This is a genomic window from Cryobacterium sp. TMT4-31, from assembly GCF_004403385.1.
In the GTDB taxonomy this organism is placed as follows: domain Bacteria; phylum Actinomycetota; class Actinomycetes; order Actinomycetales; family Microbacteriaceae; genus Cryobacterium; species Cryobacterium zongtaii.
Genome location: NZ_SOGI01000065.1, coordinates 1 through 24,921, shown reverse-complemented (window position 1 = coordinate 24,921; position 24,921 = coordinate 1). Strand labels below are relative to the sequence as shown.

Annotated in this window: 23 protein-coding genes and 1 riboswitch; of the genes, 13 read left to right on the top strand and 10 right to left on the bottom strand. The window is 68.2% G+C overall.

The window, feature by feature from the left end; all coding sequences use genetic code 11:
• Positions 1 to 31: 31 nt before the first annotated feature.
• The gene (locus tag E3T19_RS15635; RefSeq protein ID WP_088455252.1) at positions 32 to 526 is read left to right on the top strand and encodes a hypothetical protein; all 495 of its coding nucleotides are present in this window, start codon (positions 32 to 34) and stop codon (positions 524 to 526) included.
• Between the two features lie 171 nt (positions 527 to 697).
• On the opposite strand, the gene E3T19_RS15630 is transcribed toward E3T19_RS15635, so the two are convergent.
• The 7 genes from E3T19_RS15630 to E3T19_RS15600 form a co-directional block, all read right to left on the bottom strand.
• Complete coding sequence (locus E3T19_RS15630; protein ID WP_088455251.1) at positions 698 to 2,014, bottom strand: thymidine phosphorylase; 1,317 nt, start codon at positions 2,012 to 2,014, stop codon at positions 698 to 700.
• Positions 2,011 to 2,463: a cytidine deaminase gene (locus tag E3T19_RS15625; protein ID WP_103461203.1), complete on the bottom strand. Its 453-nt coding sequence runs from the start codon at positions 2,461 to 2,463 to the stop codon at positions 2,011 to 2,013. Before E3T19_RS15625 ends, E3T19_RS15630 begins: the two co-directional genes overlap by 4 nt.
• A complete protein-coding gene (locus E3T19_RS15620; RefSeq protein ID WP_088455249.1) occupies positions 2,460 to 3,758 on the bottom strand; it encodes an ABC transporter permease in 1,299 nt (432 codons plus the stop codon). The genes E3T19_RS15625 and E3T19_RS15620 overlap by 4 nt, the downstream gene beginning before the upstream one ends.
• Positions 3,755 to 5,023: an ABC transporter permease gene (locus E3T19_RS15615; protein WP_103478845.1), complete on the bottom strand. Its 1,269-nt coding sequence runs from the start codon at positions 5,021 to 5,023 to the stop codon at positions 3,755 to 3,757. The genes E3T19_RS15620 and E3T19_RS15615 overlap by 4 nt, the downstream gene beginning before the upstream one ends.
• A complete protein-coding gene (locus tag E3T19_RS15610; protein WP_088455247.1) occupies positions 5,020 to 6,537 on the bottom strand; it encodes an ABC transporter ATP-binding protein in 1,518 nt (505 codons plus the stop codon). The genes E3T19_RS15615 and E3T19_RS15610 overlap by 4 nt, the downstream gene beginning before the upstream one ends.
• A 146-nt stretch (positions 6,538 to 6,683) precedes the next feature.
• Positions 6,684 to 7,784 carry a BMP family protein gene (locus tag E3T19_RS15605; protein ID WP_088455246.1) on the bottom strand — a complete coding sequence of 367 codons (1,101 nt, stop codon included), beginning with the start codon at positions 7,782 to 7,784 and terminating at the stop codon, positions 6,684 to 6,686.
• A gap of 206 nt (positions 7,785 to 7,990) precedes the next feature.
• Positions 7,991 to 9,112: a mannose-1-phosphate guanylyltransferase gene (locus E3T19_RS15600; RefSeq protein WP_088455245.1), complete on the bottom strand. Its 1,122-nt coding sequence runs from the start codon at positions 9,110 to 9,112 to the stop codon at positions 7,991 to 7,993.
• Between the two features lie 78 nt (positions 9,113 to 9,190).
• Here E3T19_RS15600 and E3T19_RS15595 point away from each other — a divergent pair, with 78 nt between their 5' ends.
• The 10 genes from E3T19_RS15595 to E3T19_RS15550 all read left to right on the top strand — a co-directional run bounded on the left by E3T19_RS15595 (position 9,191) and on the right by E3T19_RS15550 (position 18,510).
• Positions 9,191 to 10,345: a glycosyltransferase family 1 protein gene (locus E3T19_RS15595; protein ID WP_088455244.1), complete on the top strand. Its 1,155-nt coding sequence runs from the start codon at positions 9,191 to 9,193 to the stop codon at positions 10,343 to 10,345.
• Between the two features lie 173 nt (positions 10,346 to 10,518).
• The gene (sdhC, locus tag E3T19_RS15590) at positions 10,519 to 10,935 is read left to right on the top strand and encodes a succinate dehydrogenase, cytochrome b556 subunit (protein WP_088455243.1); all 417 of its coding nucleotides are present in this window, start codon (positions 10,519 to 10,521) and stop codon (positions 10,933 to 10,935) included.
• A 13-nt stretch (positions 10,936 to 10,948) separates the two neighbouring features.
• Positions 10,949 to 11,401, top strand: a complete 453-nt coding sequence (locus E3T19_RS15585) for a succinate dehydrogenase hydrophobic membrane anchor subunit (protein WP_088455242.1) — start codon at positions 10,949 to 10,951, stop codon at positions 11,399 to 11,401.
• Between the two features lie 26 nt (positions 11,402 to 11,427).
• Entirely contained in the window at positions 11,428 to 13,242 is a 1,815-nt protein-coding gene (gene sdhA / locus E3T19_RS15580) for a succinate dehydrogenase flavoprotein subunit (protein ID WP_240632369.1), read from the top strand.
• The gene (locus tag E3T19_RS15575) at positions 13,242 to 14,003 is read left to right on the top strand and encodes a succinate dehydrogenase iron-sulfur subunit (protein ID WP_088455241.1); all 762 of its coding nucleotides are present in this window, start codon (positions 13,242 to 13,244) and stop codon (positions 14,001 to 14,003) included. Before sdhA ends, E3T19_RS15575 begins: the two co-directional genes overlap by 1 nt.
• 91 nt (positions 14,004 to 14,094) lie before the next feature.
• Positions 14,095 to 15,168, top strand: a complete 1,074-nt coding sequence (locus E3T19_RS15570) for a YihY/virulence factor BrkB family protein (RefSeq protein WP_088455240.1) — start codon at positions 14,095 to 14,097, stop codon at positions 15,166 to 15,168.
• Between the two features lie 41 nt (positions 15,169 to 15,209).
• Entirely contained in the window at positions 15,210 to 16,067 is an 858-nt protein-coding gene (locus E3T19_RS15565; RefSeq protein ID WP_088455239.1) for an exodeoxyribonuclease III, read from the top strand.
• A 52-nt stretch (positions 16,068 to 16,119) separates the two neighbouring features.
• Entirely contained in the window at positions 16,120 to 17,124 is a 1,005-nt protein-coding gene (gene trpS / locus E3T19_RS15560) for a tryptophan--tRNA ligase (protein WP_134409309.1), read from the top strand.
• A complete protein-coding gene (locus tag E3T19_RS15555; RefSeq protein WP_088455237.1) occupies positions 17,124 to 17,717 on the top strand; it encodes a GNAT family N-acetyltransferase in 594 nt (197 codons plus the stop codon). The genes trpS and E3T19_RS15555 overlap by 1 nt, the downstream gene beginning before the upstream one ends.
• Before the next feature lie 46 nt (positions 17,718 to 17,763).
• Positions 17,764 to 18,510: an HAD family hydrolase gene (locus E3T19_RS15550; protein WP_134409308.1), complete on the top strand. Its 747-nt coding sequence runs from the start codon at positions 17,764 to 17,766 to the stop codon at positions 18,508 to 18,510.
• A gap of 108 nt (positions 18,511 to 18,618) precedes the next feature.
• Here the strand turns inward: E3T19_RS15550 and glpK are convergent, their stop codons facing one another.
• From glpK to E3T19_RS15535, 3 genes are all read right to left on the bottom strand, one after another.
• The gene (gene glpK, locus E3T19_RS15545) at positions 18,619 to 20,115 is read right to left on the bottom strand and encodes a glycerol kinase GlpK (RefSeq protein ID WP_134409307.1); all 1,497 of its coding nucleotides are present in this window, start codon (positions 20,113 to 20,115) and stop codon (positions 18,619 to 18,621) included.
• Between the two features lie 73 nt (positions 20,116 to 20,188).
• A complete protein-coding gene (locus E3T19_RS15540; protein WP_241980299.1) occupies positions 20,189 to 20,938 on the bottom strand; it encodes an MIP/aquaporin family protein in 750 nt (249 codons plus the stop codon).
• Positions 20,939 to 21,055: 117 nt separating this feature from the next.
• A complete protein-coding gene (locus tag E3T19_RS15535; RefSeq protein ID WP_134409313.1) occupies positions 21,056 to 22,777 on the bottom strand; it encodes a glycerol-3-phosphate dehydrogenase/oxidase in 1,722 nt (573 codons plus the stop codon).
• Positions 22,778 to 23,031: 254 nt separating this feature from the next.
• On the opposite strand from E3T19_RS15535, the gene E3T19_RS15530 reads away from it, so the two are divergent.
• Both E3T19_RS15530 and ribD read left to right on the top strand, forming a co-directional pair.
• Positions 23,032 to 23,934 carry a sugar-binding transcriptional regulator gene (locus E3T19_RS15530; RefSeq protein ID WP_088457859.1) on the top strand — a complete coding sequence of 301 codons (903 nt, stop codon included), beginning with the start codon at positions 23,032 to 23,034 and terminating at the stop codon, positions 23,932 to 23,934.
• Positions 23,935 to 24,009: 75 nt separating this feature from the next.
• Positions 24,010 to 24,141, top strand: a riboswitch (FMN riboswitch).
• A gap of 80 nt (positions 24,142 to 24,221) precedes the next feature.
• On the top strand, positions 24,222 to 24,921 hold a 700-nt coding region (ribD, locus tag E3T19_RS15525), incomplete at its 3' end, for a bifunctional diaminohydroxyphosphoribosylaminopyrimidine deaminase/5-amino-6-(5-phosphoribosylamino)uracil reductase RibD (protein ID WP_241980298.1).

Here is a 24,921-nt window from a genome sequence, read left to right as displayed (position 1 = left end):
CGTCAGCGTCTGGTGCGAACTCGCTCCGATTATGGGGCTGGACGACCTCATCGCGCTCGGCGACCACCTCCTCGGCGTGGTGGATCCCCCGTTCTCGTCGGAAGACCTCTGCACGGCGGTCGCCGAGCGGCCCGGCCACCGGGGCATCCGTCGGCTACGGGCCGCGCTGGAGTGGGTGAGACCCCGAGTTGAGTCGCGCCAGGAGACCCGGCTTCGGCTCCTGATCGTGCGGGCGGGCCTGCCGGAACCGGAGACCAACGTGTACCTGCCGCTGCGATACCAGCGGCGCCGGGTGCGCGGTGATCTGGTCTACCTGCGGTACCGGGTCCTTGTCGAATACGACGGCGAGCAGCACCGCACGGACGACGTGCAGTTCGCCCGTGATGTCGACAGGTTGGACGGTGTGATGGCCGAGGATTGGCGGGTCATCAGGGTGCTCAAGGAAACCCCGGATGCCGAAGTCCTCTCCCGGCTCGACCAGGCGCTGCGTTCCCGCGGCTGGCGTCCCGGCAGCCGCCCCACGTGACGCGCGCGCACTCACCCACTTGCCGCAAATGAGCGCCTCGCCGCGAGGTAAGTGGCAATGTGCGGCAAGTCGGCGGATGCGCCGCCAGCGACTTGCGCCAAAAACCCCCTTCGGCTCGGCGGAAGGGGGTTTTTGCGGCAAGTCGGCGGGGCCGGGCCTGCGGGTACTGGGCTAGTTGCCGATGCGCTCGGCGATCAGGGGGCCGCCGTCGAGGACGGGCTCGCCGGGGTCGCCGATGCGCCAGGCGCCCTCGACGGCCTCGAGGGCCCGGGCGAAGCGCTCCGGCTCGTCGGCGCTGAGGGTGAACAGTGGCTCGCCCTTGCGGACGGTGTCGCCGGGCTTGGCGTGCAGGTCGATGCCGGCGGCGTGCTGCACCGGGTCCTGCTTGCGGGCGCGGCCGGCGCCCAGGCGCCAGGCGCCGATGCCGAACGGCAGCGCCTGCTGCTCGACGAGCACGCCGTCACGGTCGGCGAGCACCACGTGGGTCTCGCGCGCCACGGGCATCGCGGCATCCGGGTCGCCGCCCTGGGCACGGATGACCGCCCGCCACTTGTCCATCGCGCGACCGTCCGTCAGGGCCGCCTCGACGTCGACGTCCTTCTGGCCGACCAGGGCCAGCATCTCGCGGGCCAAGGCCACGGTGAGCTCCACCACATCGGCGGGGCCGCCGCCGGCGAGCACCTCGAGGGACTCGCGCACCTCGTTGGCGTTGCCGATGGCCAGGCCGAGCGGCACGTTCATGTTGGTCAGCAGCGCGGAGGTGGCCACCCCGGCGTCCTCGCCGAGGGCGACCATGGTGCGGGCCAGCTCGCGGGACCGGTCGATGTCCTTCAGGAACGCGCCGGAGCCGAACTTCACGTCGAGCACCAACGCACCGGTGCCCTCGGCGATCTTCTTGGACATGATCGACGAGGCGATCAGCGGGATCGCTTCGACGGTGCCGGTGGTGTCGCGGAGCGCATACAGCTTGCCGTCGGCCGGAGCCAGACCGCTGCCGGCGGCGCAGATGACGCCGCCGACGTCCTGCAGCTGCTGGAACATTTCCTCGTTGCTGAGGTTGGCGCGCCAGCCCGGGATGGACTCGAGCTTGTCCAGGGTGCCGCCGGTGTGACCGAGGCCACGGCCGGAGAGCTGCGGCACGGCCGCGCCGAAGACCGCGACGAGGGGCATCAGCGGCAGGGTGATCTTGTCGCCGACACCGCCGGTGGAGTGCTTGTCCGTGGTCGGTTTGCCCAGGCCCGTGAAGCTCATCCGCTCGCCGGAGTTGATCATGGCCATGGTCATGTCGCGGATCTCCCGGCGGGACATGCCGTTGAGGAAGATCGCCATGGTCATCGCGGCCATCTGCTCGTCGCCGACGTAGCCGCGGGTGTACGCGTCGATCAGCCAGTCGATCTGTGGAGTCGACAGCTCGCCCTTGTCACGCTTGGCGTGGATCAGGTCGACGGCGTCGAAGGCTTCGATGGTGCGGGCGGGGGTGGAGCTCATGAGTTGTCTTCCCTGTAGGCGGCGAGCTGGCGGGGCCCGAAGGCGTCCGGCAGGACCTCGTCGATGGTGCGCACGCCGGAGACGGTCTCCAACAGCATGCCTGGTGCCGAGTGTTCGTAGAGCAGTTGGCGGCAGCGGCCGCACGGCATCAGCGTGTTGCCGTTGCCGTCGACGCAGCTGAACGCGACGAGCTGGCCGCCGCCGGTGAGGTGCAGCACGCTCACCAGCGCGCATTCCGCGCAGAGAGTGAGCCCGTAGGAGGCGTTCTCCACGTTGCACCCGCTGATCACCCGGCCGTCGGAAACGAGGGCGGCCGCCCCGACCGGGAACTTCGAGTAGGGCACGTAGGCGTGGGTCATCGCTTCGGTGGCAGCGCTGCGCAGCACACCCCAGTCGATGTCGCCGGACTCGGGTGTTGTGTCGCCGGAATTCGCAGTCAGGTTCGTCATGATTTTATATACGGCTTTCCGGATGCGGCCGGGCCCCGCGACTGGCCCACCAGGCCCGCCACGGCGAAGATGGTGACCAGGTAGGGCAGCATCAGCATGAACTCGCTGGGCACCGGCGAACCGATGATGCTCAACACGTTCTGCAGGTTGCTGGCGAAGCCGAACAGCAGCGCCGCGAGGGTGGCCCGGATCGGGTCCCACCGGCCGAAGATCACCGCCGCGAGGGCGATGAAGCCGGCACCGGCGGTCATTTCTTTGCCGAACGCACCCACCGACCCCAGGGTGAAGTACGCGCCACCGAGGCCGGCGACGGCGCCGGCGAGGGACACGTTCCAGAACCGGGTACCGGTGACGTTGATGCCCACGGTGTCAGCGGCCTGCGGGTGCTCGCCCACCGCGCGGAGCCGGAGGCCCCACTTGGTGTGGAAGATCCCGAAGTACACCGCGGCGACGGCGATGTACATGATGTACACGATCAGGGTCTGCCGGAAGAAGACCGGCCCGACGATCGGGATCTCGCTGAGCAGCGGGATGTTGATGCGCTCGAATTTGGGCGGCTGGTTGAGCGTGGCCGCGTTCGGGGCGAGGAGCTCGGAGAACAGGAACCCGGTGAGGCCGGTGACGAGGACGTTGAGCACCACACCGACGATGACCTGGTCGACGAAGTACTTGATCGAGAACGCCGCGAGCACAAACGACACCAGCACACCGGCCACCATCGCCGCGAGCAGGCCGAGCAGCGGCTGCTGGGTGATCGAGGCCACGATCGCGGAGGTGAACGCACCGGCCAGCAGCTGGCCCTCGATCGCCACGTTGACCACGCCGACACGTTCGGAGATGACGCCGCCGAGGGCGCCGAAGATCAGCGGGACGGCCAGGCTCAGCGAGCCGAACAACAGGCCGGGCACCGGGATGCGTTCGTCGGCGGAGGCCCAGGTGAGGAAGCCGATCAGGAGCAGCACGGCGAAAACCGAGATCAGCCAGAGCGGAACCTTGCGGCGGGTCTGCACCATCCAGGCGCTTAGCCCGGTGATGGCGGCCAGCAGGATGCTGATCACGATGCCGGTCGGCAGGGTGGGCAGCAGCACGTCTGGCAGCTGGATCAGGTCGCTGGAGGTGGAGAGCACCATGGTGCTGGTGCCGGTGCGGCCGAAGACCACCATCAGCAGGAAACCGAGGACCGTGAAGACGCCGAGGATGATCGGCACCTTCCAGCTCTTGATGACCGCGGTCGCCGGACCCTCCTCGGGTCCGGTGGGCTGGGTGGGCTGGTTCACTGGAGCGATGGTGCTCATTTCGCCGCCACCTCCTGGGAAACGTTGGGAACCGGTCTGCGGCGGGGCGCTCCGGGCGCCGGGAGCCTGAAGATCGCGCGCACCAGCGGCGGCGCGGCGATGAAGAGCACGATGAGCGACTGCACAACGAGCACGATGTCGATGGGCACGCCCTCGGCGGCCTGCATCGAGAAGCTGCCGGCCTTGAACGCGCCGAACAGGATGCCCGCGGCGAACACGCCCCACGGCTTGGAGCGGCCCAGCAGGGCCACCGTGATGGCGTCGAAACCGATCCCGGAGTCGATGCCGGCACCGAAGCCGCTGGTGGTGGTGCCCAGCACCTGGTTGATGCCGGCCAGGCCGACCAGACCGCCGGAGAACAGCATCGCGTAGACGTACATGCGCTGCACGCTGATGCCGGCCACCTTGGCGGCGTTGGGGTTCTCGCCGACGGCGCGGAACTTGAAGCCCAGGTTGGAGCGGGCGAGCAGCCACCAGGTGAACACCGTGGCGGCGATCACCAGGATGAAGCCGAAGTGCAAGTTGTAGTCCGGGCCGAGTAGGTCGAAGTAGACCGCGGTCTCCTTGCTGGCCGGACTCTTGGGGTTGTTCGACCCCGGGGTCTTGAGGAACCCGTCGCGCAGCAGGAAGCTGACCAGGTAGAACGCCACGTAGTTGAGCATGATCGTGGTGATCACCTCGTGCGCGCCGGTGCGGGCCTTGAGCAGGCCGACCAGGCCGCCCCACAGGGCCCCGCCCAGCACGCCGGCGACGAGTGCGGCGATCAGGTGGATGCCGGCGGGCAGGTCAACCGCGAAGGCCACCCAGCCGCCCAGAGTCGCGGCGATGAGCATCTGGCCGCGCCCGCCGATGTTGAACAGGCCCACCCGGAAACCGAGCGCGACACCGAGGCCGGCCGCGATCAGCGGGGTGGCGTAGGTGAGGGTCTCGGTGAACGGCCGGATGCCGTCGGCGAAGCTCGGACGACGGAAGTTGTACACCGAACCCTGGAACAGCGCGGAATAGGCGCCGGACACCGCGTCCCAGGCGGCGGAGAGCATGTCGCCGGGCCTCGAGAAGAAGTACCCCGCGCTCTCCTGCACGTTCGCGTTCGTGAACGCGATCATCACGGCGCCCACGAGCAGCGCCAGCAGCACCGCCAACACCGAGATTATGGCGTTGCCGGTGGTGATCTCCCGGAAGACGTTGTGCCAGCGGGAGGATTCGTCCGGTTCCGGCGACTTCGCCGGTGCCGGGGTCGGGGTGGGCTGCTGAGCGGCGCTCATGCTGCGGCTCCTTCTGCGGGGGTTTCGCCCGCCATCATGAGACCCAGAACGGATCGGGGGGTGTCGCCGGGGACGATGCCGACAATGCGGCCGCGGTACATCACCATGATCCGGTCGGCGAGGGCGGCGACCTCGTCGAGTTCGGTGGAGATCACGATGACCGGGGTGCCGCCGTCGCGGGTCGCCACGATGCGTTCGTGCACAAATTCGATCGAGCCGACATCGAGGCCGCGGGTGGGCTGAGCCGCGACGAAGAGCCGCAGGTCACGGCTGAGTTCGCGGGCGAGCACGACCTTCTGCTGGTTGCCGCCGGACAGGCGGCCGACGGGCGTTTCGATGCCCTGGGACCGCACGTCGAACTCCGTCACCTTGGTGCGGGCGAAGTCGGCGAGGTAGGACAGCTGCAGGTTGAACCGTTTGACGAACGGGAGCTTGTTGGCGCGGTCCAGCATCAGGTTCTCGGCGATGGTGAACCCGCCGACGAGGCCGTCCCTGGTGCGGTCCTCCGGTACGAAGCCGACCCCGGCGTCGAGCACCTGACGAACCGAGTGGCCGCGAAGGGACGTGCCGTCGAGGCTGATCTCGCCGACGACGCGGGGCTGCAGCCCCATCAGAGCCTCGGTCAGTTCGGTCTGGCCGTTGCCCTGCACGCCGGCGATGGCGAGGATCTCGCCCGCCTTGACGTCGAAGCTGACGTCGTTGACGAGGATCTGGCCGAGAGGGTCGATCACGGTGAGGTTCGTCACCACCAGCGCCGGGGCTCCGGGGGTGGCGGGCGCCTTGTCCACGGTCAGGTCGACGGCGCGGCCCACCATCAGGGTGGCGAGTTCTTCGTTGCTCGCGGTCGGCGAGGCGGTGCCGACGACCTTGCCCAGGCGGATGACGGTGATCCGGTCGGCGACCTCGCGCACCTCCCGCAGCTTGTGCGTGATGAAGACGATGGAGGTGCCCGCGGCCTTGAGCTGGCGCATGATGTTCATCAGCTCGTCGGTTTCCTGCGGGGTGAGCACGGCGGTCGGTTCGTCGAAGACGAGCACCTTCGCGTCGCGGGAGAGCGCCTTGATGATCTCCACCCGCTGCTGCACACCGACGGGCAGGGACTCCACGAGGGCGTCGGGATCGACGTCGAACCCGAAGCGCTCCGAGATCTCCCGCACCCGGGTGCGCGCGGCGGCGAGGTCGAGCCTGCCGCCGGCCTTGACCTGTTCGTGGCCAAGCATCACGTTCTCGGCCACGGTGAACACGGGGATCAGCATGAAGTGCTGGTGCACCATGCCGATGCCGGCGGCCATCGCATCGCCGGGTCCGGCGAAGTGCTGCGGCACGTCATCGAGGAGGATCTCGCCCTCTTCGGCCCGGTACAGGCCGTAGAGAACGTTCATCAACGTTGATTTACCGGCCCCGTTCTCGCCGAGCAGGGCGTGGATCTCTCCCTCCTCGATGGTGAGGTTGATGTCGTCATTGGCAACAAGGGCACCGAATCTCTTCGTAATGCCGCGAAGTTCGAGCTTCATAGTGTCGATTCTATTGAGGTGCCGGCCGGGCGTGGCTCTACGCCCCGGCGACACCACGCAACGAAACGGGGAGGCCAGCATGGCTGGCCTCCCCGGTGCCCTGTGGGGCGGTACTGCTACACGGTGGTGCTGGGTGAAACGGGGTGTTACTTGGGCGTGGCGTCGCTGGTCACGACGATGTCGCCGCTGATGATCTGTGCCTTGAGGTCGTCGATCTCGGTGACCAGGGCGGGGTCAACCTTGGACTCCCAGTCGTGCAGCGGGGCCAGGCCGACACCCTCGTTCTCGAGGGTTCCGATGTACGGGTCGGAGCTGAATTCGCCGTTTGCCGCGTCGGTGATGATCGCGTCGGTCGCATCCGTCATCGACTTCATGATGGAGGTGAGGTACAGCGCGGCGAACTCGGGCGTGGTCTCGAACAGGTCGCTGTCGACACCGACGATGGCGACGTCCTTGCCGGACTCGGCGATGGCCTGTGCGGTGCCCTGGAAGAGCGGGCCGGCGACCGGGAGGATGATGTCCGCACCGGCGTCGATCAGGCCCTGGCTGAGGGTCTTGCCGGCGCTGATGTCATCGAAGCCACCGGCGAACAGGCCCTCCTGGGATTCCTTCGACCAGCCGGTGAGCTTGACGTCGGTGCCCTTTTCGGTGTTGTAGTAGGCGATGCCGTCGGCGAAGCCGTCCATGAAGATGGTGACCGACGGGTACTGCATGCCACCGAAGGTGCCGACGGTGCCGGTCTTGGTGGTTCCTGCGGCCAGGTAGCCGGCCAGGAATGCGGCCTGCGCGGTGTCGTAGACGACCGGCTTCACGTTCTCGAGCGTCAGCGGGCTGAAGTCGTCGTTGGAGAGGGTGGAGTCGATGAGGGCGAACTGCACATCGCTGTTCTCCTGGGCCGCGTCGCGGGTGGCGTTGGCCAGGGCGAAACCGACGGTGAGGATGAAGTTGCAACCCTGGTCGACCATGCTGGTCACGTTGCCCGTGTACTGGTCCTCAGAGGTGGACTCGGCCTGCTTGAACTCGACGCCGAGCTCCTCGGAGGCCTGGGAGATGCCCTCGAAGCTGGACTGGTTGAAGGACTTGTCGTCGAAGCCACCGAAGTCGGAGACGATGCAGGGCAGGAAGTCCGATGTGGCAGCGTCGCCGCTGCCGTCCTCGGTGGGGGCCGGCGCACACGCCGCGAGCAGAGCGAGAACGCCGAGTGAGGCAAGGCCGCCGAGCGTTGCCTTGCGGGTCGTGATTGTCAAGATTGACCTCCAGATGAGGCCCGGCGTGAGATCGCACGGGCTGGTATATGGTCTACACGTTACCCAGAAGAGCCCTGCTCAGATGAGCAAACCGACACTGTAGCCAAATGGTTATCAAGCCGCGACATTCTCGAAATCGCGCCGACACAAATGGTCATCTACCGGGCCTATTCCTGAGAAACTCTCGCGGCGGAGGCCGCCCGCAGCTACAGGACGTCTGAGCTGCCCGAGAGCCGCAGCGCGTCGACGACGGCCTTGACCTTCTGGGCGTTGGCGCTTGTCGTCACCAGCAGGGCGTCGGGGGTGTCCACGACGACGATGTCGTCGACGCCGATCAGAGCGATCATGCGCTTGGTGTGGCTGACGACGATTCCGCTGGAGGAGTCGGCCAGCACCCGGGCGCCCTCACCGAGGATCGCCAGGTCGCGCTTGCGGCCGTTGGCGTGGATCTTGGCGATCGACGCGAAGTCTCCCACGTCGTCCCAGTCGAACTGGCCGGGGATCACGGCCAGCTTGCCCTTCGCGGCGGCGGGCTCGGCCACGGAGTAGTCGATGGCGATCTTCTTGAGCTTGGGCCAGACCTGGTCGACGACGGCGCCGCGGCGCGGGGTGTCCCACGCCTCGGCGAGTTCGAGCAGCCCGGCGAGCAGCTCGGGCTCGCTCGCGCCGATCTCCTCGAGCAGCCTGTCGGCGCGGGCGATGAACATGCCGGCGTTCCAGAGGTACTGTCCGCTGGAGAGGTAGCGCTTGGCGGTGGCCGGGCTGGGCTTCTCCACGAACGAATTGACCGACTGGGCGCTCGGGGCGCCGTCGATGGACAGGGCCGCGCCGGTCTTGATGTAACCGAAACCGATCGCCGGCTCGGTGGGCTGGATGCCGATGGTGACGATCAGGCCGGTGTCGGCGGCGACGATGGCCTCCACGACGGCCTGGCGGAACGCCGCGGGGCCCTTGATGACGTGGTCGGCTGCGAAGGAGCCGATGATCACGCCGGGTTCGCGGCGCTCGAGGATCGCGGCGGCCAGCCCGATCGCGGCCGAGGAGTCCCGCGGTTCGCTCTCCAGGACCACGTTCAGGTCCCCGAGCTCCGGCAGCTGCTCCTCGACGGCGGCCCGGTGCGCCCGCCCGGTGACGACCATGATGCGCTGGTCGCCGGACAGCGGTGCGAGCCGGTCCCAGGTGGCGCGCAGCAGCGTCTGCCCGCTGCCGGTGAGGTCGTGCAGGAACTTGGGCGCGTCGGCGCGGGACAGCGGCCAGAGCCTGGATCCGATCCCGCCGGCAGGGATCACACTGTAGAAGCGGGCGAGGGCATCGCTGGAGTGGGACATTGCGCCAGACTACCGGTCCGTCGGCCCCGTTCATCCAGGGTTCACCGCACAGACGTGCGGGCTGTCTACTGTGGCGGCATGAGGGTTGCCGTCGTCAGCGAAAGCTTCCTCCCCACCATCAGCGGGGTCACCACGAGCGTCTGCAAGGTGCTCGACGAGCTGCGCCGCCAGGGCCACGAGGCCCTGGTGATCGCCCCGTTCGGCGCCCCGCCGAGTTACGCCGGCTTTCCCGTGCACACCGTGCCCGCCCTCTCCTATCGGCAGTTTCCCGTCGGCCTGCCCAATCCGCGGGTGTTGGGGCTGCTGGCCGACTTCGCGCCGGACGTGCTGCACGCGGCGTCACCGTTCCTCCTCGGCGCGCAGGGCATCGCGGCCGCCCGGCGCCTGGGCGTGCCGAGCGTTGCCGTGTTCCAGACGGATGTGGCCGGTTACGCCAGCCGCAACCACCTCGGCCAGGCGACCGGGCTGGCCTGGCGGTTCGTGAAGTGGGTGCACGACGGCGCCGACCTGACCCTCGTGCCGTCCACGGCGTCGATGAGCGACCTCCGCCGCATCGGCGTGCAGCGCCTGGACCGGTGGACCAGGGGCGTGGACCTGGAGAGCTACCACCCCAACACCCGGCACGGCCCGGAGGTGGCGGCGTTGCGCCGGCGACTGGCGCCCAACGGCGAGGTGGTGATCGGGTACGTCGGCCGGATCGCCCCGGAGAAGCAGGTGGAAAGGTTCCGGGCACTCAGCGGCCTACGCGGGATCAGCATCGCCCTGGTCGGCGACGGGCCGTCCACTCCCCTGGTGGCCAAGGCTCTGGCGGGAATGCCGGTGACCTGGCTGGGCCGGCTCGCCGGTGCCGAGCTCGCGGCGGCGTACGCCAGCTTCGACGTGTTCCTGCACGCCGGTACAGAGGAGACCTTCGGACAGACCCTGCAAGAGGCGCACGCCGCGGGACTGCCCGTGGTGGCGCCGCGCGCCGGTGGCCCGATCGATCTCATCGAGCACGGCACCGACGGGTTCCTGTTCACGCCGGACGATGACAGGGACCTGCGCCGACACGTGGCCGCGCTGGTCACCGATGCTCCGCTGCGGCACCGGATGGGCGAGGCGGGCCGGCGGGCCGTGCTCGGCCGCAGCTGGGAAACCGTCTGCGCCACGCTGTTCGGGTTCTACACGCAGGTCATCGATGAAAGCCTCGCCGTGCGTGCGGAAACCCTGGTTCCGGCCGCGCAACGCCGCTGACCGCACTAGCCTTGATGCGGGTACAAAGCCTCTGGTCACCGGCGGCCGCCCACCCGGTTAGGCACCCCTAACCAGACTTATCTCGCCGTCAAGATATAGACTGACGATACGTGTTTGTTCAACGATGACACCTCGTTCAGCAGGGGTCACGACTCAGCCAGGGAGGGTTGGTCATGCCACAGAATTCGGCAGAGGCCCTGACAGCTCAGCGGAAGACGACCTCGCGTCGTCCGGCCGGAACGCTTTACCGCGGCCGTGAGGGCATGTGGTCCTGGGTCCTGCACCGGATCACCGGGGTGGCGATCTTCTTCTTCCTCCTCGTGCACATCCTCGACACCGCCCTCGTGCGGGTCAGCCCCGAGGCGTACAACGCCGTGATCAGCCAGTACCAGACCCCCATCATGGGGCTGGGCGAAGCCGGCCTGGTCGCCGCGATCGTGTTCCACGCCTTCAACGGCCTGCGCATCATCGCCATCGACTTCTGGAACGCGAAGCACCAGCGGGTGCTCTTCTACGTCGTGATCGGGCTCTGGGTGATCACCATGATCGCCTTCCTGCCCCGCCACCTGATCAACGTGTTCAGCCACTAGGAGGCGACCGAAAATGACCTCGACAATCGTCGCCCCCCGCAGCCCATACTCCCGCAGCCCCCGCAAGAACGGCGTGAACTGGGAGAAGTGGGGCTGGATCTACATGCGCGTCTCCGGCGTCGTGCTGATCGTGCTGATCTTCGGCCACCTTTTCGTGAACCTGATGGTGGGCGAGGGCGTCAGCGCGCTGAACTTTGCCTTCGTCGCCGGCAAGCTGTCCAACCCGTTCTGGCAGTGGTGGGACGTGGCGATGCTCTGGCTCGCCCTGATCCACGGCGGCAACGGCATGCGCACCCTCGTGAACGACTACGCCACGACGCGCATCAGCCGCGGCATCCTCAAATCGTCGATCCTCGCCGCCGTGGTCATCCTGATCGTTCTCGGCACGCTCGTGGTGTTCACCTTCGACGCCTGCCCGGCCGGCCAGCCCGCCGACCTTCTGCCCACTTTCTGCCAGGCCGTTTAGGCCCTCGAGGAGCTGCAAAAACTTTCATGACGGATGCACCTGTGACCAACATGCCCGAGTCCACCATCGTCGACGGGGTGCACTACCACCAGTTCGACATCGTGATCATCGGGGCTGGCGGGGCGGGCATGCGAGCCGCCATCGAGGCCGGACCGAACGCATCCACCGCCGTGATCTCCAAGCTCTACCCCACCCGGTCGCACACCGGCGCGGCGCAGGGCGGCATGGCTGCCGCGCTGGCGAACGTGGAGGAAGACAACTGGGAGTGGCACACCTTCGACACCGTCAAGGGCGGCGACTACCTCGTCGACCAGGACGCCGCGGAGATCCTCGCCAGGGAAGCCATCGACGCCGTCATCGACCTCGAGAACATGGGCCTGCCGTTCAACCGCACCCCTGAGGGAAAGATCGACCAGCGCCGCTTCGGCGGTCACACCCGCGACCACGGTAAGAGCCCGGTGCGCCGCGCCTGCTACGCCGCCGACCGCACCGGCCACATGATCCTGCAGACCCTGTACCAGAACTGCGTCAAACGCGGCATCAACTTCTTCAACGAGTTCTACGTGCTCGACCTGATCATGACCAACGTCGACGGCGTCGACCAGCCGTCCGGCGTGGTCGCCTACGACCTGTCCACCGGTGAGCTGCACGTCTTCTCCGGCAAGGCGTTCATCTTCGCCACCGGCGGTTTCGGCAAGATCTACAAGACGACGTCCAACGCGCACACCCTCACCGGCGACGGTGTGGGCATCATCTGGCGCAAGGGCCTGCCGCTGGAGGACATGGAGTTCTTCCAGTTCCACCCGACCGGCCTGGCCGGCCTGGGCATCCTGCTCACCGAGGGTGCCCGCGGTGAGGGCGCGATCCTGCGGAACGCCTCCGGCGAGCGGTTCATGGAGCGCTACGCGCCCACCATCAAGGACCTCGCCCCGCGTGACATCGTGGCCCGCTGCATGGTCAAGGAGGTCGCGGAGGGCCGCGGCGCCGGCCCCAACAAGGACTACGTGTACCTGGACTGCACCCACCTGGGTGCCGAGGTGCTCGAGACCAAGCTGCCCGACATCACCGAGTTCGCCCGCACCTACCTCGGCGTGGACCCCGTCACCGAACCGGTGCCGGTGATGCCCACCGCGCACTACGCCATGGGCGGCATCCCCACCAACGTCAAGGCGGAGGTGCTGCGGGACAACACCACCGTGGTGCCCGGCCTCTACGCCGCCGGCGAATGCGCCTGCGTCTCGGTGCACGGCTCCAACCGGCTCGGCACCAACTCGCTGTTGGACATCAACGTGTTCGGCAAGCGCGCCGGCAACAACGCAGTCGAGTACGTCAAGACCGCCGAGTTCGTGCCGCTGCCCGAGGACCCAGCCAAGTTCGTGCGCGAACTCCTGACCACCATCCGCACCTCCACCGGCACCGAGCGCATCGCCGTGCTCCGTCGGGAGCTGCAGGAGATCATGGACGAGAAGGCGCAGGTGTTCCGCACCGACGAGTCCCTCCGTGAGGTCACCGAGACCATCCACACCCTGCGCGAGCGCTACAAGAACATCGGCGTGCAGGACAAGGGCCGCCGGTTCAACACCGACCTGCTCGAGGCCGTGGAGCTGGGCTTCCTGCTCGACCTGGCCGAGGTCGTCGTGTACTCCGCCCGCAACCGCAAGGAGAGCCGCGGCGGCCACATGCGCGACGACTTCCCCCTGCGCGACGACGTCAATTACCTGCAGCACACCATGGCCTACCTGTCGGGTGACGCCCTGTCCGCGGATGCTGCCGACCATATTTCGCTCGACTGGAAGCCCGTGACCATTACGCGCTACCAGCCGATGGAGAGGAAGTACTAGTGAGCACCCCCACCCTCGAATCGCCCCCCGCGGTTCCCGACGAGATCGCCTCGTTCACGGTCACCCTGTCGGTGCGACGCTTCAACCCCGAAATCGACGAAGACCCGCACTGGGAGAACTACGACGTCGAGATGTACGCGACGGACCGCATCCTGGACGCCCTGCACAAGATCAAGTGGGAACAGGACGGTAGCTTGAGCTTCCGCAGGTCCTGCGCGCACGGCATCTGCGGGTCCGACGCGATGCGGATCAACGGGCGGAACCGTTTGGCCTGCAAGACCCTGATCAAGGACCTCGACATCACCAAGCCGGTGACGGTCGAGGCCATCAAGGGCCTGCCGCTGGAGAAGGACCTGATCGTGGACATGGAGCCGTTCTTCGCGTCCTTCCGCGAGGTGCAGCCGTTCCTGATGGCACAGAACACGCCCAAGGACGGCAAGGAGCGCATCCAGACCGTCGCTCAGCGCGAGCGCTTCGACGACACCACCAAGTGCATCCTCTGTGCCGCGTGCACGTCGAGCTGCCCGGTGTTCTGGACCGACGGACAGTACTTCGGGCCCGCCGCGATCGTGAACGCACACAGATTCATCTTCGACTCCCGCGACGAGAACGCCGCCGTGCGCCTGGACATCCTCAACGACAGGGAAGGCGTCTGGCGTTGCCGCACGACCTTCAACTGCACCGAGGCCTGCCCGCGCGGCATCCAGGTGACCCAGGCCATCGCCGAGGTCAAACAGGCCATCATGCGCGGCAAGCCGTAACTCTTACGGACTCCTAACGAACGGCGGCCTACGGGCCGCCGTCCGTCGTTAACCGCCCTGGGCGGCCGCGCGCGCTGGCTAGGCTGGAGCGATGAAGATCGGCGACATCGTCACGCGCATCATGAACACCCGCCCCGTGCGGGTGTTCACCCATTTCAACCAGAGCCGCGGGCCGGTGTTGGCCGCTGGCATGGCCTACCAGGCGATCTTCGCGATCTTCGCCGCGCTCTGGCTGGTCTTCTCCGTCGCCGGGATCTGGCTGGCCAGCAACCCCGACCTGATGGATCAGCTGTTCGTGATCATCAACCAGTCCGTTCCCGGCCTGATCGGCAAGGAAGGGGTGATTGACCCCAAGTCCCTCGGCGACACCGGCGCGCTCACCTGGAGCAGTGCCATCGCCCTCATCGGCCTGCTCGCGACGACCCTGGGCTGGTTGAGCACCACCTCCCAGGCCGTGCGCGGCATCTTCGGGATGGGCCAGGAGACCACCTTCTTCGTGCTGGTCAAGTTGCGCGAACTCGGCCTCGGACTGGCCTTCGGCCTCGCCCTCGTCGTGTCGGCCGTGATCTCTATCATCAGCACCGAACTGCTCCGCGGGTTCCTCGGCCTGCTCGGCCAGGGCACTGACTCGTTCTGGTTCGTCGCGTCGAGCCAGGCCGTGGCCCTGCTGATCGTGCTGATCATCGACACCATCACCCTCGCCGCCCTGTTCAGGGTGCTCTCCAGGGTGCGCATCCCGCTCCGGAACCTGCTCGTCGGCTCGCTGCTCGGCGCGGTGGTGCTGGGTGTGCTCAAGGTACTCGGCGCCGCCCTGCTCGGCGGCGCGGCCCGAAACCCGCTGCTGGCCGGCTTCGCGGTGATCATCGGTCTGCTGATCTGGTTCAACCTCACCTCCACGGTCACCCTGATCTCCGCGGCCTGGATCGCCGTCGGCATGCAGGACGCCGGCATCCCGCCCTCCACTCTGAGCGCCGACGAGGCCAAGAAGCTGACCGACCAGAAGGAAGCGGAGGCGCTGCGTCTTGCTGCCACCGTGGAGCTGCGGCAGGCCAGGCTGGCGCGGGAGAGCGCATCCTGGTTGCAGCGGCCCGGCAGCAACCGACGGCTGCGAAAGGCCAAGCAGCGGGCCGAGAAATACGGCGTCAGCGAGCCCGCGGAACGGTAACCGCCCCGGCCCGGGTCGGCGGCACTCGGTAGAATCGGCGCATGCCGTCTTCTCCCGCATCCGAGACCACCCGCCCCTTGCGCATCGCCAGCATCAACACCAACGGCATCCGTGCCGCGTTCCGCAAGGGCATGGGCGACTGGCTCGCCACCCGCGACGTCGACATCCTCGCTATCCAGGAGGTGCGCGCCTCGACCGAAGACATCGAGGGTCTGCTCGGCCCGGACTGGAACATCCTGCACGACCCCGCCACCGCCAAGGGCCGCGCCGGCGTGGCCATCGCCAGCCGAAAGACCGCCTCGATCCACCGGGTCGAACTGGGCCACCCCGACTTCGACAGCGCCGGCCGCTGGCTCGAGGCCGATTACGAGGTCAACGGCACCATCGTCACCGTGGTGAGCACCTACGTGCACTCCGGAGAGGTGGACACCCCCAAGCAGGTGGAGAAGTTCACCTTCCTCGACTCCATGCTCACCCGGCTGCCCGAACTGGCCGCGCACAGCGAGAGGGTCGTCGTGCTCGGCGACCTCAACGTGGGGCACCGCAAGTTCGACATCAAGAACTGGAAGGGCAACGTCAAGCGGGCCGGCTTCCTGCCCGAGGAGCGCGCCTACTTCGACCGCATCCTCGGCGCCGAGGACGAGGCCGACTACAACAACGGCGCGGGCCTGGGCTGGGTCGACGTGGGCCGCAAGGCCGCCGGCGAGATGGACGGGCCGTTCACCTGGTGGTCCTGGCGCGGCCAGGCGTTCGACAACGACACCGGCTGGCGCATCGACTACCAGCTCGCGACGCCCGCGCTGGCGGCATCCGTCGTCAACTACACCGTCGACCGGGCGGATGCCTACGACCAGCGCTGGTCCGACCACGCTCCCGTGGTCGTCGACTACGCCATCTGATCCTCTTTTTCGCCGCTCGCGCGGCCTCATTTTTGACGAAAGACACTCCCTCATGACCAAGACCCGCCTCTACTCCGGCATGCAGCCCTCCGCAGACTCGCTGCAGATCGGCAACTACATCGGTGCGCTGCTGAACTGGAAGAAGTTGCAGCAGACCCACGACGCGTTCTTCTCGATCGTGGACCTGCACGCCATCACCGTGGCGCAGGACCCGGCCAAGCTGAGGGAGAACACCCGCGCCACGGCCGCGCAGTACATCGCGGCGGGAATCGACCCGTCCGCGTCGACGCTGTACGTGCAGTCGCACGTGGCCGCGCACGCGCAGCTGGCCTGGGCGCTGAACACCCTCACCGGCTTCGGCGAGGCCAGCCGGATGACCCAGTTCAAGGACAAGTCGATCAAGCAGGGCGCCGACGCCACCACGGTGGGCCTGTTCGCCTACCCGGTGCTGATGGCCGCGGACATCCTGCTGTTCCAGACCGAGATCGTGCCGGTGGGTGAGGACCAGCGCCAGCACGTCGAGCTCACCCGCGACCTGGCCGCCCGGTTCAACTCCCGCTTCGGCGACACCTTCACGGTGCCGACGGCCAGCATCATCCGCGACACCGCGAAGATCTACGACCTGCAGAACCCGACCGCGAAGATGTCGAAGTCAGCCGAGTCGCACGCCGGCGTGATCTGGATGCTCGACGAGCCGTCGGTGACGGCCAAGAAAATCATGCGTGCCGTGACCGACGCCGAGGGTGGTGTGGTTTTCGACCGGGAGAACAAGCCCGGGGTGGCCAACCTGCTCACGATCTACTCCGTGATGGCGGAGCGCTCCATCCAGTCGCTCGAGGACGAGTATGCGGGTCGCGGTTACGGCGACTTCAAGAAGGGCCTGGCCGAGGTGGTCACCGAGACCTTCGGAGGGATTCGGGGGCGGGTGCTCGAGCTGCTCGACGACCCGGCCGAACTCGACCGGATCCTCGCCGACAACGCCGACCGGGCTGCCGCGGTAGCCGATGTCACCCTGGCGACCGCGTTCGACCGGATGGGTTTCCTGGCGCGGCGCTGATGCACCCCGTCGAGCTGTCCTCGCCGTTGCTGCGGCTGGACCAACCGCGCCCGGACGACGCCCAGCGGGTGTTCGAGTACTGCCAGGACCCGGTGATGCCGCAGTATCTGGCCCGCCTGCCCTGGCCGTACCGGCTCGAGGACGCGACGGGTTTCATCACCGGGTACGTGCCGTCGGCCTGGGCGAACGACCAGGAATGCACCTGGGCGGTGCGCGATTCTGCGGCACCGGAGCTTCTCGGCGTGATCAGCCTGAGCGTGCCGGCCGGGGATGCGGCGGCGCGTGCCGGTTCGATCGGCTTCTGGGTGGGCGCCGCCCACCGTGGCCGGGGCCTGATGGTGGAGGCCCAACGGTTGGTGCTGGACTGGGGCTTCAGCACCGGCCTCTGCGACAGCGTGCACTGGGAGTGCGTCGCCGGCAATCTCGCGTCGGCCCGGACCGCCCGGAAGGCCGGGTTCCGCTACACCGGACAGGGACCCGCCGGAGTCGCGTACCGCGACGGGACGCATCCGCCGTCGTGGAAGGGTGCGCTTCGCGCCGCCGACGACCGCACACCGCCCGCGGGCTGGCCGGCCGAGGTCGTGGGCGCGTGACGGGCGCCGGGCCCGCTCTGGGCCGCCTGTGGCCGGTGAGACTGCCGTGACAGTGCCCGCCCTGGTGCTGTTCGACCTGGACGACACCCTGTTCGCGCACCGGGCGGCCGTGGCCGACGGCATCCTCGGGCACATCGCCGGGCAGGGCGGCCGGGGCGCGACCGCCGACCCGCACACCGTCGTGGCGCTCTGGAACGCGCTCGAGGAGCAGCACTATCACGCCTACCTCGCCGGCGATCTGGACTTCGCCGGGCAGCGGAGCGCCAGGGCCCGCGACTTCGCGGCCGCACACGGCGTGACTCTGACCGACGCGGAGGCCGGTGCCTGGTTCGAGGACTACTTCGTGCACTACCGGGCGCACTGGCGGTTGCACGAGGACGCGCTGCCCTGCCTGGACGAGCTGGCCCGGCGCATCCCCGGGGTGGGCTTCGGCCTGATCACCAACGGGGAGCTCGCCTACCAGAGCGTCAAGCTGGCCGACACGGGCCTGGACGCCCGGGTGGAGCACGTGGTGGCCTCGGCCGAGTTCGGCCTGAACAAACCCCGGCCGGAGATCTTCCTGCACGCCTGCGCCCTGTTCGGAGCCGCTCCTGACGCTTCCGTGTACGTGGGCGACCGGCTGCGCACCGATGCCATCGGCGCCGCCGCCGCCGGGCTGACCGGCGTGTGGTTGGACAGGGTCGGCACGGCCGGCCCTCCCCCGCCAGAGGACGACCTCGCCGAGGCCCGCCGGCTGGGCGTCATCCGCCTCACCACCCTCGACGCCCTGCCGCAGCTCCTCGCGCCGCGCTAGCCGGGTCGCCGCGATATGCGGGGCAGGCGCCGTTATGCGGGTGGCGCGCCACCCGCATAACGGCGCCGCACCCGCACAGCTCGGAAGAGCGGCGGATGCGGCGGTCGGCTAGAGGACGTCTTCGTCGACCCAGTCGAGGGTCTTGGTGACGGCCTTCTTCCAGTTGCGCAGCAGGCGCTCGCGCTCGGCGTCCTCCATGTCGGGCTCCCAGCGGGCGTCTTCCTGCCAGTTGGCTCGCAGTTCGCCCAGGCCGCTCCAGAAGCCCACGGCCAGGCCGGCCGCGTACGCGGCGCCGAGCGCGGTGGTCTCGGCCACGACCGGGCGCACCACGGGCACGCCGAGGATGTCGGCCTGGAACTGCAGCAGCAGGTTGTTGCCGGTGGCGCCGCCGTCGACCTTGAGCTCGGTCAGCGGCACCCCGGAGTCCGCGTTGACGGCGTCGATGACCTCACGGGTCTGGAACGCGATGGCCTCCAGCGCCGCCCGGGCGATGTGGCCCTTGTTCACGAACCGGGTCAGTCCCACCAGGGCGCCGCGGGCATCCGCGCGCCAGTACGGCGCGAACAGGCCGCTGAACGCCGGCACGAAGTAGGCGCCGCCGTTGTCGTCCACGGTGGCGGCCAGGGTCTCGATCTCGCTCGCCGAATTGATCAGCCCGAGGTTGTCGCGCAGCCACTGGATGAGCGACNCCAGCGCGTAGTGCGGTTCGGCGTCGCCGAGCTTGTAGCCCAGGGTGGTGAGCAGGCCGTTCTTGGAGTGGATGATGTCGGTGCCGGTGTTGAAGATCAGGAAGTTACCGGTGCCGTAGGTGTTCTTCGCCTCACCCTGGTCGAAGGCGGCCTGGCCGAACGTGGCGGCCTGCTGGTCACCGAGGATGCCCGCGATGGGCACCTCGCGCAGCAGGCTGTGCTCGTTGACCGTGCCGTAGACCTCGCTGGAGGAGCGGATCTCGGGCATCATCGAGCGCGGAACGCCAAAAGCGGCCAGGATTTCGTCGTCCCATTCGAGGGTCTCGAGGTTCATGAACAGGGTGCGGCTGGCGTTGGTGACGTCGGTGGCGTGCACGCCGCCCTCCAGGCCGCCGGTGAGGTTCCAGAGCACCCAGGAGTCGGTGGTGCCGAACATCAGGTCGCCGCGCTCGGCCTTCTCACGGGCGCCCTCCACGTTCTCCAGGATCCAGACGATCTTGGTGCCGGAGAAGTAGGTCGCCAGCGGCAGGCCCACGGTGGCCTTGAACCTGTCACCGCCACCATCCGCGGCGAGACGGTCGACGATGGGCTGGGTGCGGGTGTCCTGCCAGACGATGGCGTTGTAGACCGGAAGGCCGGTGGTGCGGTCCCAGACCACGGCGGTCTCGCGCTGGTTGGTGATGCCGACGGCCTCGATGTCGTGCCGGGTGAGGTTGGCCTTGGACAGGGCCTGGCCGATGACCTGGCGGGTGTTGCCCCAGATCTCCATCGGGTCGTGCTCGACCCAGCCGGCGCGGGGAAAGATCTGTTCGTGCTCGAGCTGGCCGGTGGAGATGATCGAGCCGGCGTGGTCGAAGATGATGGCGCGGGTGCTCGTGGTGCCCTGGTCGATGGCGAAGATGTACTTGTCACTCATGTCGGAACTCCTGTGTCGGGACGTGGTTGGAATGGGATGAGAGATGGAAAGGGTCTGGCGGGATGCCGGAGGATCAGGTGAGGATGGGCAGCAGCACCAGCGAGGCCCAGCCGGCGAGCACTCCGCCGATGACCGGGCCGGCCACGGGAACCCAGGAGTAGGCCCAGTCGGAGCCGCGCTTGCCCGGGATCGGCAGCAGCGCGTGTGCGATGCGGGGGCCGAGGTCACGGGCCGGGTTGATGGCGTAGCCGGTCGGCCCGCCCAGCGAGGTGCCGATCACAATCACCAGGAACGCCACCGGCAGGGCACCGAGCGCCGCCATGCCACCGTTTTCGCCCTGGCGTCCGTCACTGAAGCCGATGATCACCAGCACCAGCACGAAGGTGCCGATGATCTCGGTGACCAGGTTCCAGCCATACGAACGGATGGCCGGCCCGGTGGCGAACACGCCGAGCTTGTTCGCCGGGTCGGGCTCCTGATCGAAGTGCTGCTTGTACGCCAACCAGACCACGACAGCGCCGAGCACCGCACCGAGCATCTGGGCGGCGATGTACACGAGCACCGACAGCACGTTCACCGGCACACCGGAGCCGAACTCGGTCGCGTCAGAGGCCACCAGGCCCAGCGTCACCGCCGGGTTCAGGTGCGCGCCGGAGTTGTACGAGACGATCACACCGGCGAAGACCGCGAAGCCCCACCCCAGGGTGACCATGAGAAAGCCGGCACCGAAGCCCTTCGTCTTCGTGAGGGCGACGTTGGCGACGACGCCACAGCCGAGGAGCACCAGGAGGGCCGTGCCCACCAGCTCCGAGAGGAATACCACACTGAGATTGTCCACATTGACCTTTCGTGTTCTCAGCGCACGCGGAAGGTTCCGCGCACACCGTCGTGCAGCAAGCGGTGAGGAGCGGAGAAGTCCTCCGCAACTCACCTCGAAAAACTAGAGAGCGTTCACCGCGTCCGTGGCGGCCAGGTCGACCCCGTGCACCTCACGCAGCTCCCGGCTGGCCTGGGCCACCTCGTCGGCGCTGGTGGCGGCATCCCAGCCCAGAACGGGCGCGAGCACCCCGACCAGCTCGTCGAGCAGCGCCACGGTGAGCCCGCCGACGAAGGCAAGGCTGGTGCGGCGCAGCAGCAGGTCGATCAGGTGGGTGACCGACTCCTCGCGCGCCAGGTACTCGATCTCCCGGCGGGTGTAGAGCGGATTGTGCGAGAGCGGCGCATCCGGGGCTTCGGTCAGGAAGTCGATGATCGCGCCGGCCCGGGTGCCGTACCGGGTGAGCAGGGCCTGGGCGCGGGGGCGGCCGACCTCGTCGCCGTTGGCGGCGAGCCAGACGGTGTGAGCGGCCGGGGTGGCCGGGTAACCCTTGCCGCCGCCGATGGCGAGGCCCTCGGTGGACACCGTGCGCGGAACGCCGAGCAGGGTGAGGATGTCGCCGCTGAGGTGTTCGGCCAGGGCGCGGAAGGTGGTCCACTTGCCGCCGACCAGGCTGAGCAGGGTGCCGGGGCGCGCTCCCAACGGGCTGGACTCGATGCGGTAGTCCCGCGACACGAAGCCGGGCGCCTCGTCGTCGTGCCGGGGCAGCGGACGCACCCCGGAGAACCTGAACACGATGTGCGAGCGGTCCACCACGATGTCGGGGAAGACGTGCTTGACCAGGTCGAAGAAGTAGTCGATCTCGTCTTCGGTGGTGCGGATCGGCTGGCTCATGTCGTGCTCGAGGTCGGTGGTGCCGATGAGCACCCGGCCGGCGAGCGGGTAGATCAGCACGATGCGGCCGTCGTTGTTCTCGAAGAAGATCTCCCCGCCGCCGGTCGCGGCGAGCAGTTCGGGGTGGTCGAGCACGATGTGCGAGCCCTTGGTGCCGCCCATGTAGGTGCTGGCCTGGCCGAGCGCCGAGTTGGTCAGGTCGGTCCACGGGCCGGAGGTGTTCACGACAACGTCGGCGGCGAAGCTGAATTCCTCGCCGGTGACGGTGTTGCGCAGGCGCACGCCGTCGGCATCCATGCCCACAGCTTCGATGTAGTTGGCGGCGCGGGCGTGCGCGCCGGTGTCGAGACCGTCGCGGAGCACGTCAAGGGCGAGGCGTTCCGGGTCGTGCATCGACGCGTCGTAGTAGGTGGCGGTGTACTTGAGGCCGGGGTTCAGGCGCGGCAGGCGTTCGAGCGACTTCTTGCGGCCGTGGAACTCGTGCTTGGGCACCGAGCCGCCGTCGCGGGAGAAGGAGTCATAGAGCACCAGGCCGACCTTGATCAGCAGCGCGCCGCGCTCCTGCGCCTTGCCCTGCTTGTGGGTGAGGAAGCGCAGCGGCGCGGCGAGCACCCCGGACAGGGCGGAGAACATCGGCACCGTGGTCTTCAGCGGCTTGACGTAATGCGGGGCGATCTTGAGCAGCCCGTTGCGCTCGGTGACCGACTCCTTCACGAGCCTGAATTCGCCGTTCTCCAGGTAACGGATGCCGCCGTGGATCATGTGCGAGGACGCCGCGGAGGCGCCGGACACGAAGTCGCCCTTGTCGACGATGGTGACGTCGACGCCCTGCAGCGCCAGGTCGCGGAACGTGGCGATGCCGTTGATACCGGCCCCGATGATGAGGACCTTCGCCGACGGACGCGCGGCCAGTGCGGATCGGGCGGAATCAGCGGGCGAGGAAACGGGGATGGACTGCACTGTTCACTACCTTTGTTCGTTCTTCGGCCGATGGATGACCCTGTGCTGTTCGGCTGAATTGGTGCGGACGGCCCAGCCGGGTTTGCGCGGGGGCCCTCCATATGGATTAATCAAGCTTGAGTAGATCAATCACATCCGGTCAAGCCGGGTGAACAAACGTGCAAGGAGGGGCTGTGAGCCTCGTCGACGAGTCAGCGCAGTCCGATCGGGTGCGGGATGCCCTCACGGCCGCGCACCTGTATTACATGCAGGACCTGACCATGGATGCCATCGCCCACGAGCTGCACACCTCCCGCTCCTCGGTGTCCCGCCTGCTCAGTCACGCCCGCGCGACCGGCCTCGTCGACATCCAGATCCGCTCCCCGCTGGACGCACCGAGCCGCCTCGAACTGCTCATCCAGGAGCGCTTCCACATCACCGCGCACGTCGTTCCGGTGCCCGATCACGCCACGGATGTGGACAGATTGGAGCGGGTGGCCCTCTCGGTTGCACGGATTCTCGGTCAGTTCTTCGACTCGAACATGGTGATGGGCATCGCCTGGGGGTCCACGATGAACGCCATCAGCCGTCACGTGACACCCAAGCAGACCCACGGGTCGCAGATCATCCAGCTCAACGGCGCCGGCAATATGCGCACCACCGGCCTCAGCTACGCCAGCGAGATCCTCGGCCGGTTCGGCTACGCGTTCGGCGCACACGTCCACCAGTTCCCGGTGCCGGCGTTCTTCGACAACCCGGCCACCAAGCAGGCCCTCTGGCGCGAACGCAGCGTGAGCCGGCTGCTCGAGATGCAGTCCCGGATGGACGTGGCCCTGTTCGGCCTCGGCTCGCCGTTCTCCGAGGTACCCAGCCACGTCTACGCCGGCGGCTACCTCGAGGAGGCGGACTACGCCTCGCTCAGCCGCTCGGAGGTAGTGGGCGATGTGGCCACCATCTTCTACCGGGCCGACGGGTCCACCGACGGCATCCAGCTGAACGCCCGAGGCACCGGCCCGGACTTCACGGTACTCAGGCAGACCCCACGACGGCTCTGCGTCGTGTCGGGAACGGCCAAGCTTGCCAGCCTCCGCGGCGCGTTGAAAGCCGACCTGATCACCGATTTGTTCGTGGACGAGAGCACCGCCCGGGCCCTGGTCGCCAACGCCTGACCCAGCGGCGGAGGTCGCCGGGTTACGCCGGGAATACGCCGGACCGGTACGCGTTGAGATATAACTGACAGTAGATACGTGCTCCGGGGTCGGTGAGAATCCGAACCGGCGGTGAAAGTCCGCGAGCTGGAACCTGCTTTTCGGGTCCCGGTTGAGCTGGTGAAACTCCAGCACCGACGGTTAAAGTCCGGATGGGAGGCGCACGAGTCGATGGTTCGTTGTGGACCGTCGACGGTTTTCGCGTACGCGAAATCCCCTCCCGGAGCGCCCAAACGACGGGACAGGGAATGCACCAGCAGCACACGCTCGAGCGCACGATGCGCCGAGCCCTGCAGCTGGCCGGCAACGGCCCGGCCGAGGGGGTCAACCCCCGGGTCGGCTGCGTGATCCTCAGCCCGGCCGGCGAGATCATCGCCGAGGGCTGGCACCGCGGCGCAGGCACCTGCCACGCCGAGGTGGATGCACTCGCCCGGCTCGACCCGGCCGATGCCCGCGGCGCCACCGCCGTGGTCACCCTCGAACCCTGCAACCACACCGGTCGCACCGGGCCGTGCGCACTGGCCCTCATCGACGCCGGCATCGGCCGGGTGGTCTACGCCGTCGCCGACCCCGGACCGCACTCGTCGGGCGGCGGCGACCGGCTGCGCGCGGCCGGCATCGACGTGACCGGCGGCCTGCTCGCCGACGAGGTGGCGGCCTTCCTGGCCGACTGGCTGGTCTCTGCGCGCCTGGGCCGCCCGTTCGTGACCGTGAAGTGGGCGTCGAGCCTGGATGGCCGCGCCGCCGCCGCCGACGGCACCAGCCAGTGGATCACCGGCCCGGCCGCCCGGCGGGACGTGCACGAGCGCCGCGCCCGCGCGGACGCGATCCTGGTGGGCACCGGCACCGCCCTGGCCGACGACCCGTCGCTTACCGCCCGCGCCGCCGACGGCACCCTGCTGCCGCATCAGCCGCGGCCCGTGGTGGTGGGGCGCCGCCCGGTGCCGG

Bases quoted from the DNA above. Each gene is read 5' to 3' on its own strand.
- E3T19_RS15585 (WP_088455242.1), top strand. From the start codon at position 10,949: ATGACCTCGACAATCGTCGCCCCCCGCAGCCCATACTCCCGCAGCCCC.
- E3T19_RS15635 (WP_088455252.1), top strand. From the start codon at position 32: ATGGGGCTGGACGACCTCATCGCGCTCGGCGACCACCTCCTCGGCGTG.
- E3T19_RS15530 (WP_088457859.1), top strand. From the start codon at position 23,032: ATGCAGGACCTGACCATGGATGCCATCGCCCACGAGCTGCACACCTCC.
- E3T19_RS15620 (WP_088455249.1), bottom strand. From the start codon at position 3,758: ATGAGCACCATCGCTCCAGTGAACCAGCCCACCCAGCCCACCGGACCC.
- E3T19_RS15595 (WP_088455244.1), top strand. From the start codon at position 9,191: ATGAGGGTTGCCGTCGTCAGCGAAAGCTTCCTCCCCACCATCAGCGGG.
- E3T19_RS15570 (WP_088455240.1), top strand. From the start codon at position 14,095: ATGAAGATCGGCGACATCGTCACGCGCATCATGAACACCCGCCCCGTG.
- E3T19_RS15555 (WP_088455237.1), top strand. From the start codon at position 17,124: ATGCACCCCGTCGAGCTGTCCTCGCCGTTGCTGCGGCTGGACCAACCG.
- sdhA (WP_240632369.1), top strand. From the start codon at position 11,428: ATGACGGATGCACCTGTGACCAACATGCCCGAGTCCACCATCGTCGAC.
- E3T19_RS15610 (WP_088455247.1), bottom strand. From the start codon at position 6,537: ATGAAGCTCGAACTTCGCGGCATTACGAAGAGATTCGGTGCCCTTGTT.
- trpS (WP_134409309.1), top strand. From the start codon at position 16,120: ATGACCAAGACCCGCCTCTACTCCGGCATGCAGCCCTCCGCAGACTCG.
- E3T19_RS15630 (WP_088455251.1), bottom strand. From the start codon at position 2,014: ATGAGCTCCACCCCCGCCCGCACCATCGAAGCCTTCGACGCCGTCGAC.
- E3T19_RS15625 (WP_103461203.1), bottom strand. From the start codon at position 2,463: ATGACGAACCTGACTGCGAATTCCGGCGACACAACACCCGAGTCCGGC.
- E3T19_RS15600 (WP_088455245.1), bottom strand. From the start codon at position 9,112: ATGTCCCACTCCAGCGATGCCCTCGCCCGCTTCTACAGTGTGATCCCT.
- E3T19_RS15615 (WP_103478845.1), bottom strand. From the start codon at position 5,023: ATGAGCGCCGCTCAGCAGCCCACCCCGACCCCGGCACCGGCGAAGTCG.
- sdhC (WP_088455243.1), top strand. From the start codon at position 10,519: ATGCCACAGAATTCGGCAGAGGCCCTGACAGCTCAGCGGAAGACGACC.
- E3T19_RS15565 (WP_088455239.1), top strand. From the start codon at position 15,210: ATGCCGTCTTCTCCCGCATCCGAGACCACCCGCCCCTTGCGCATCGCC.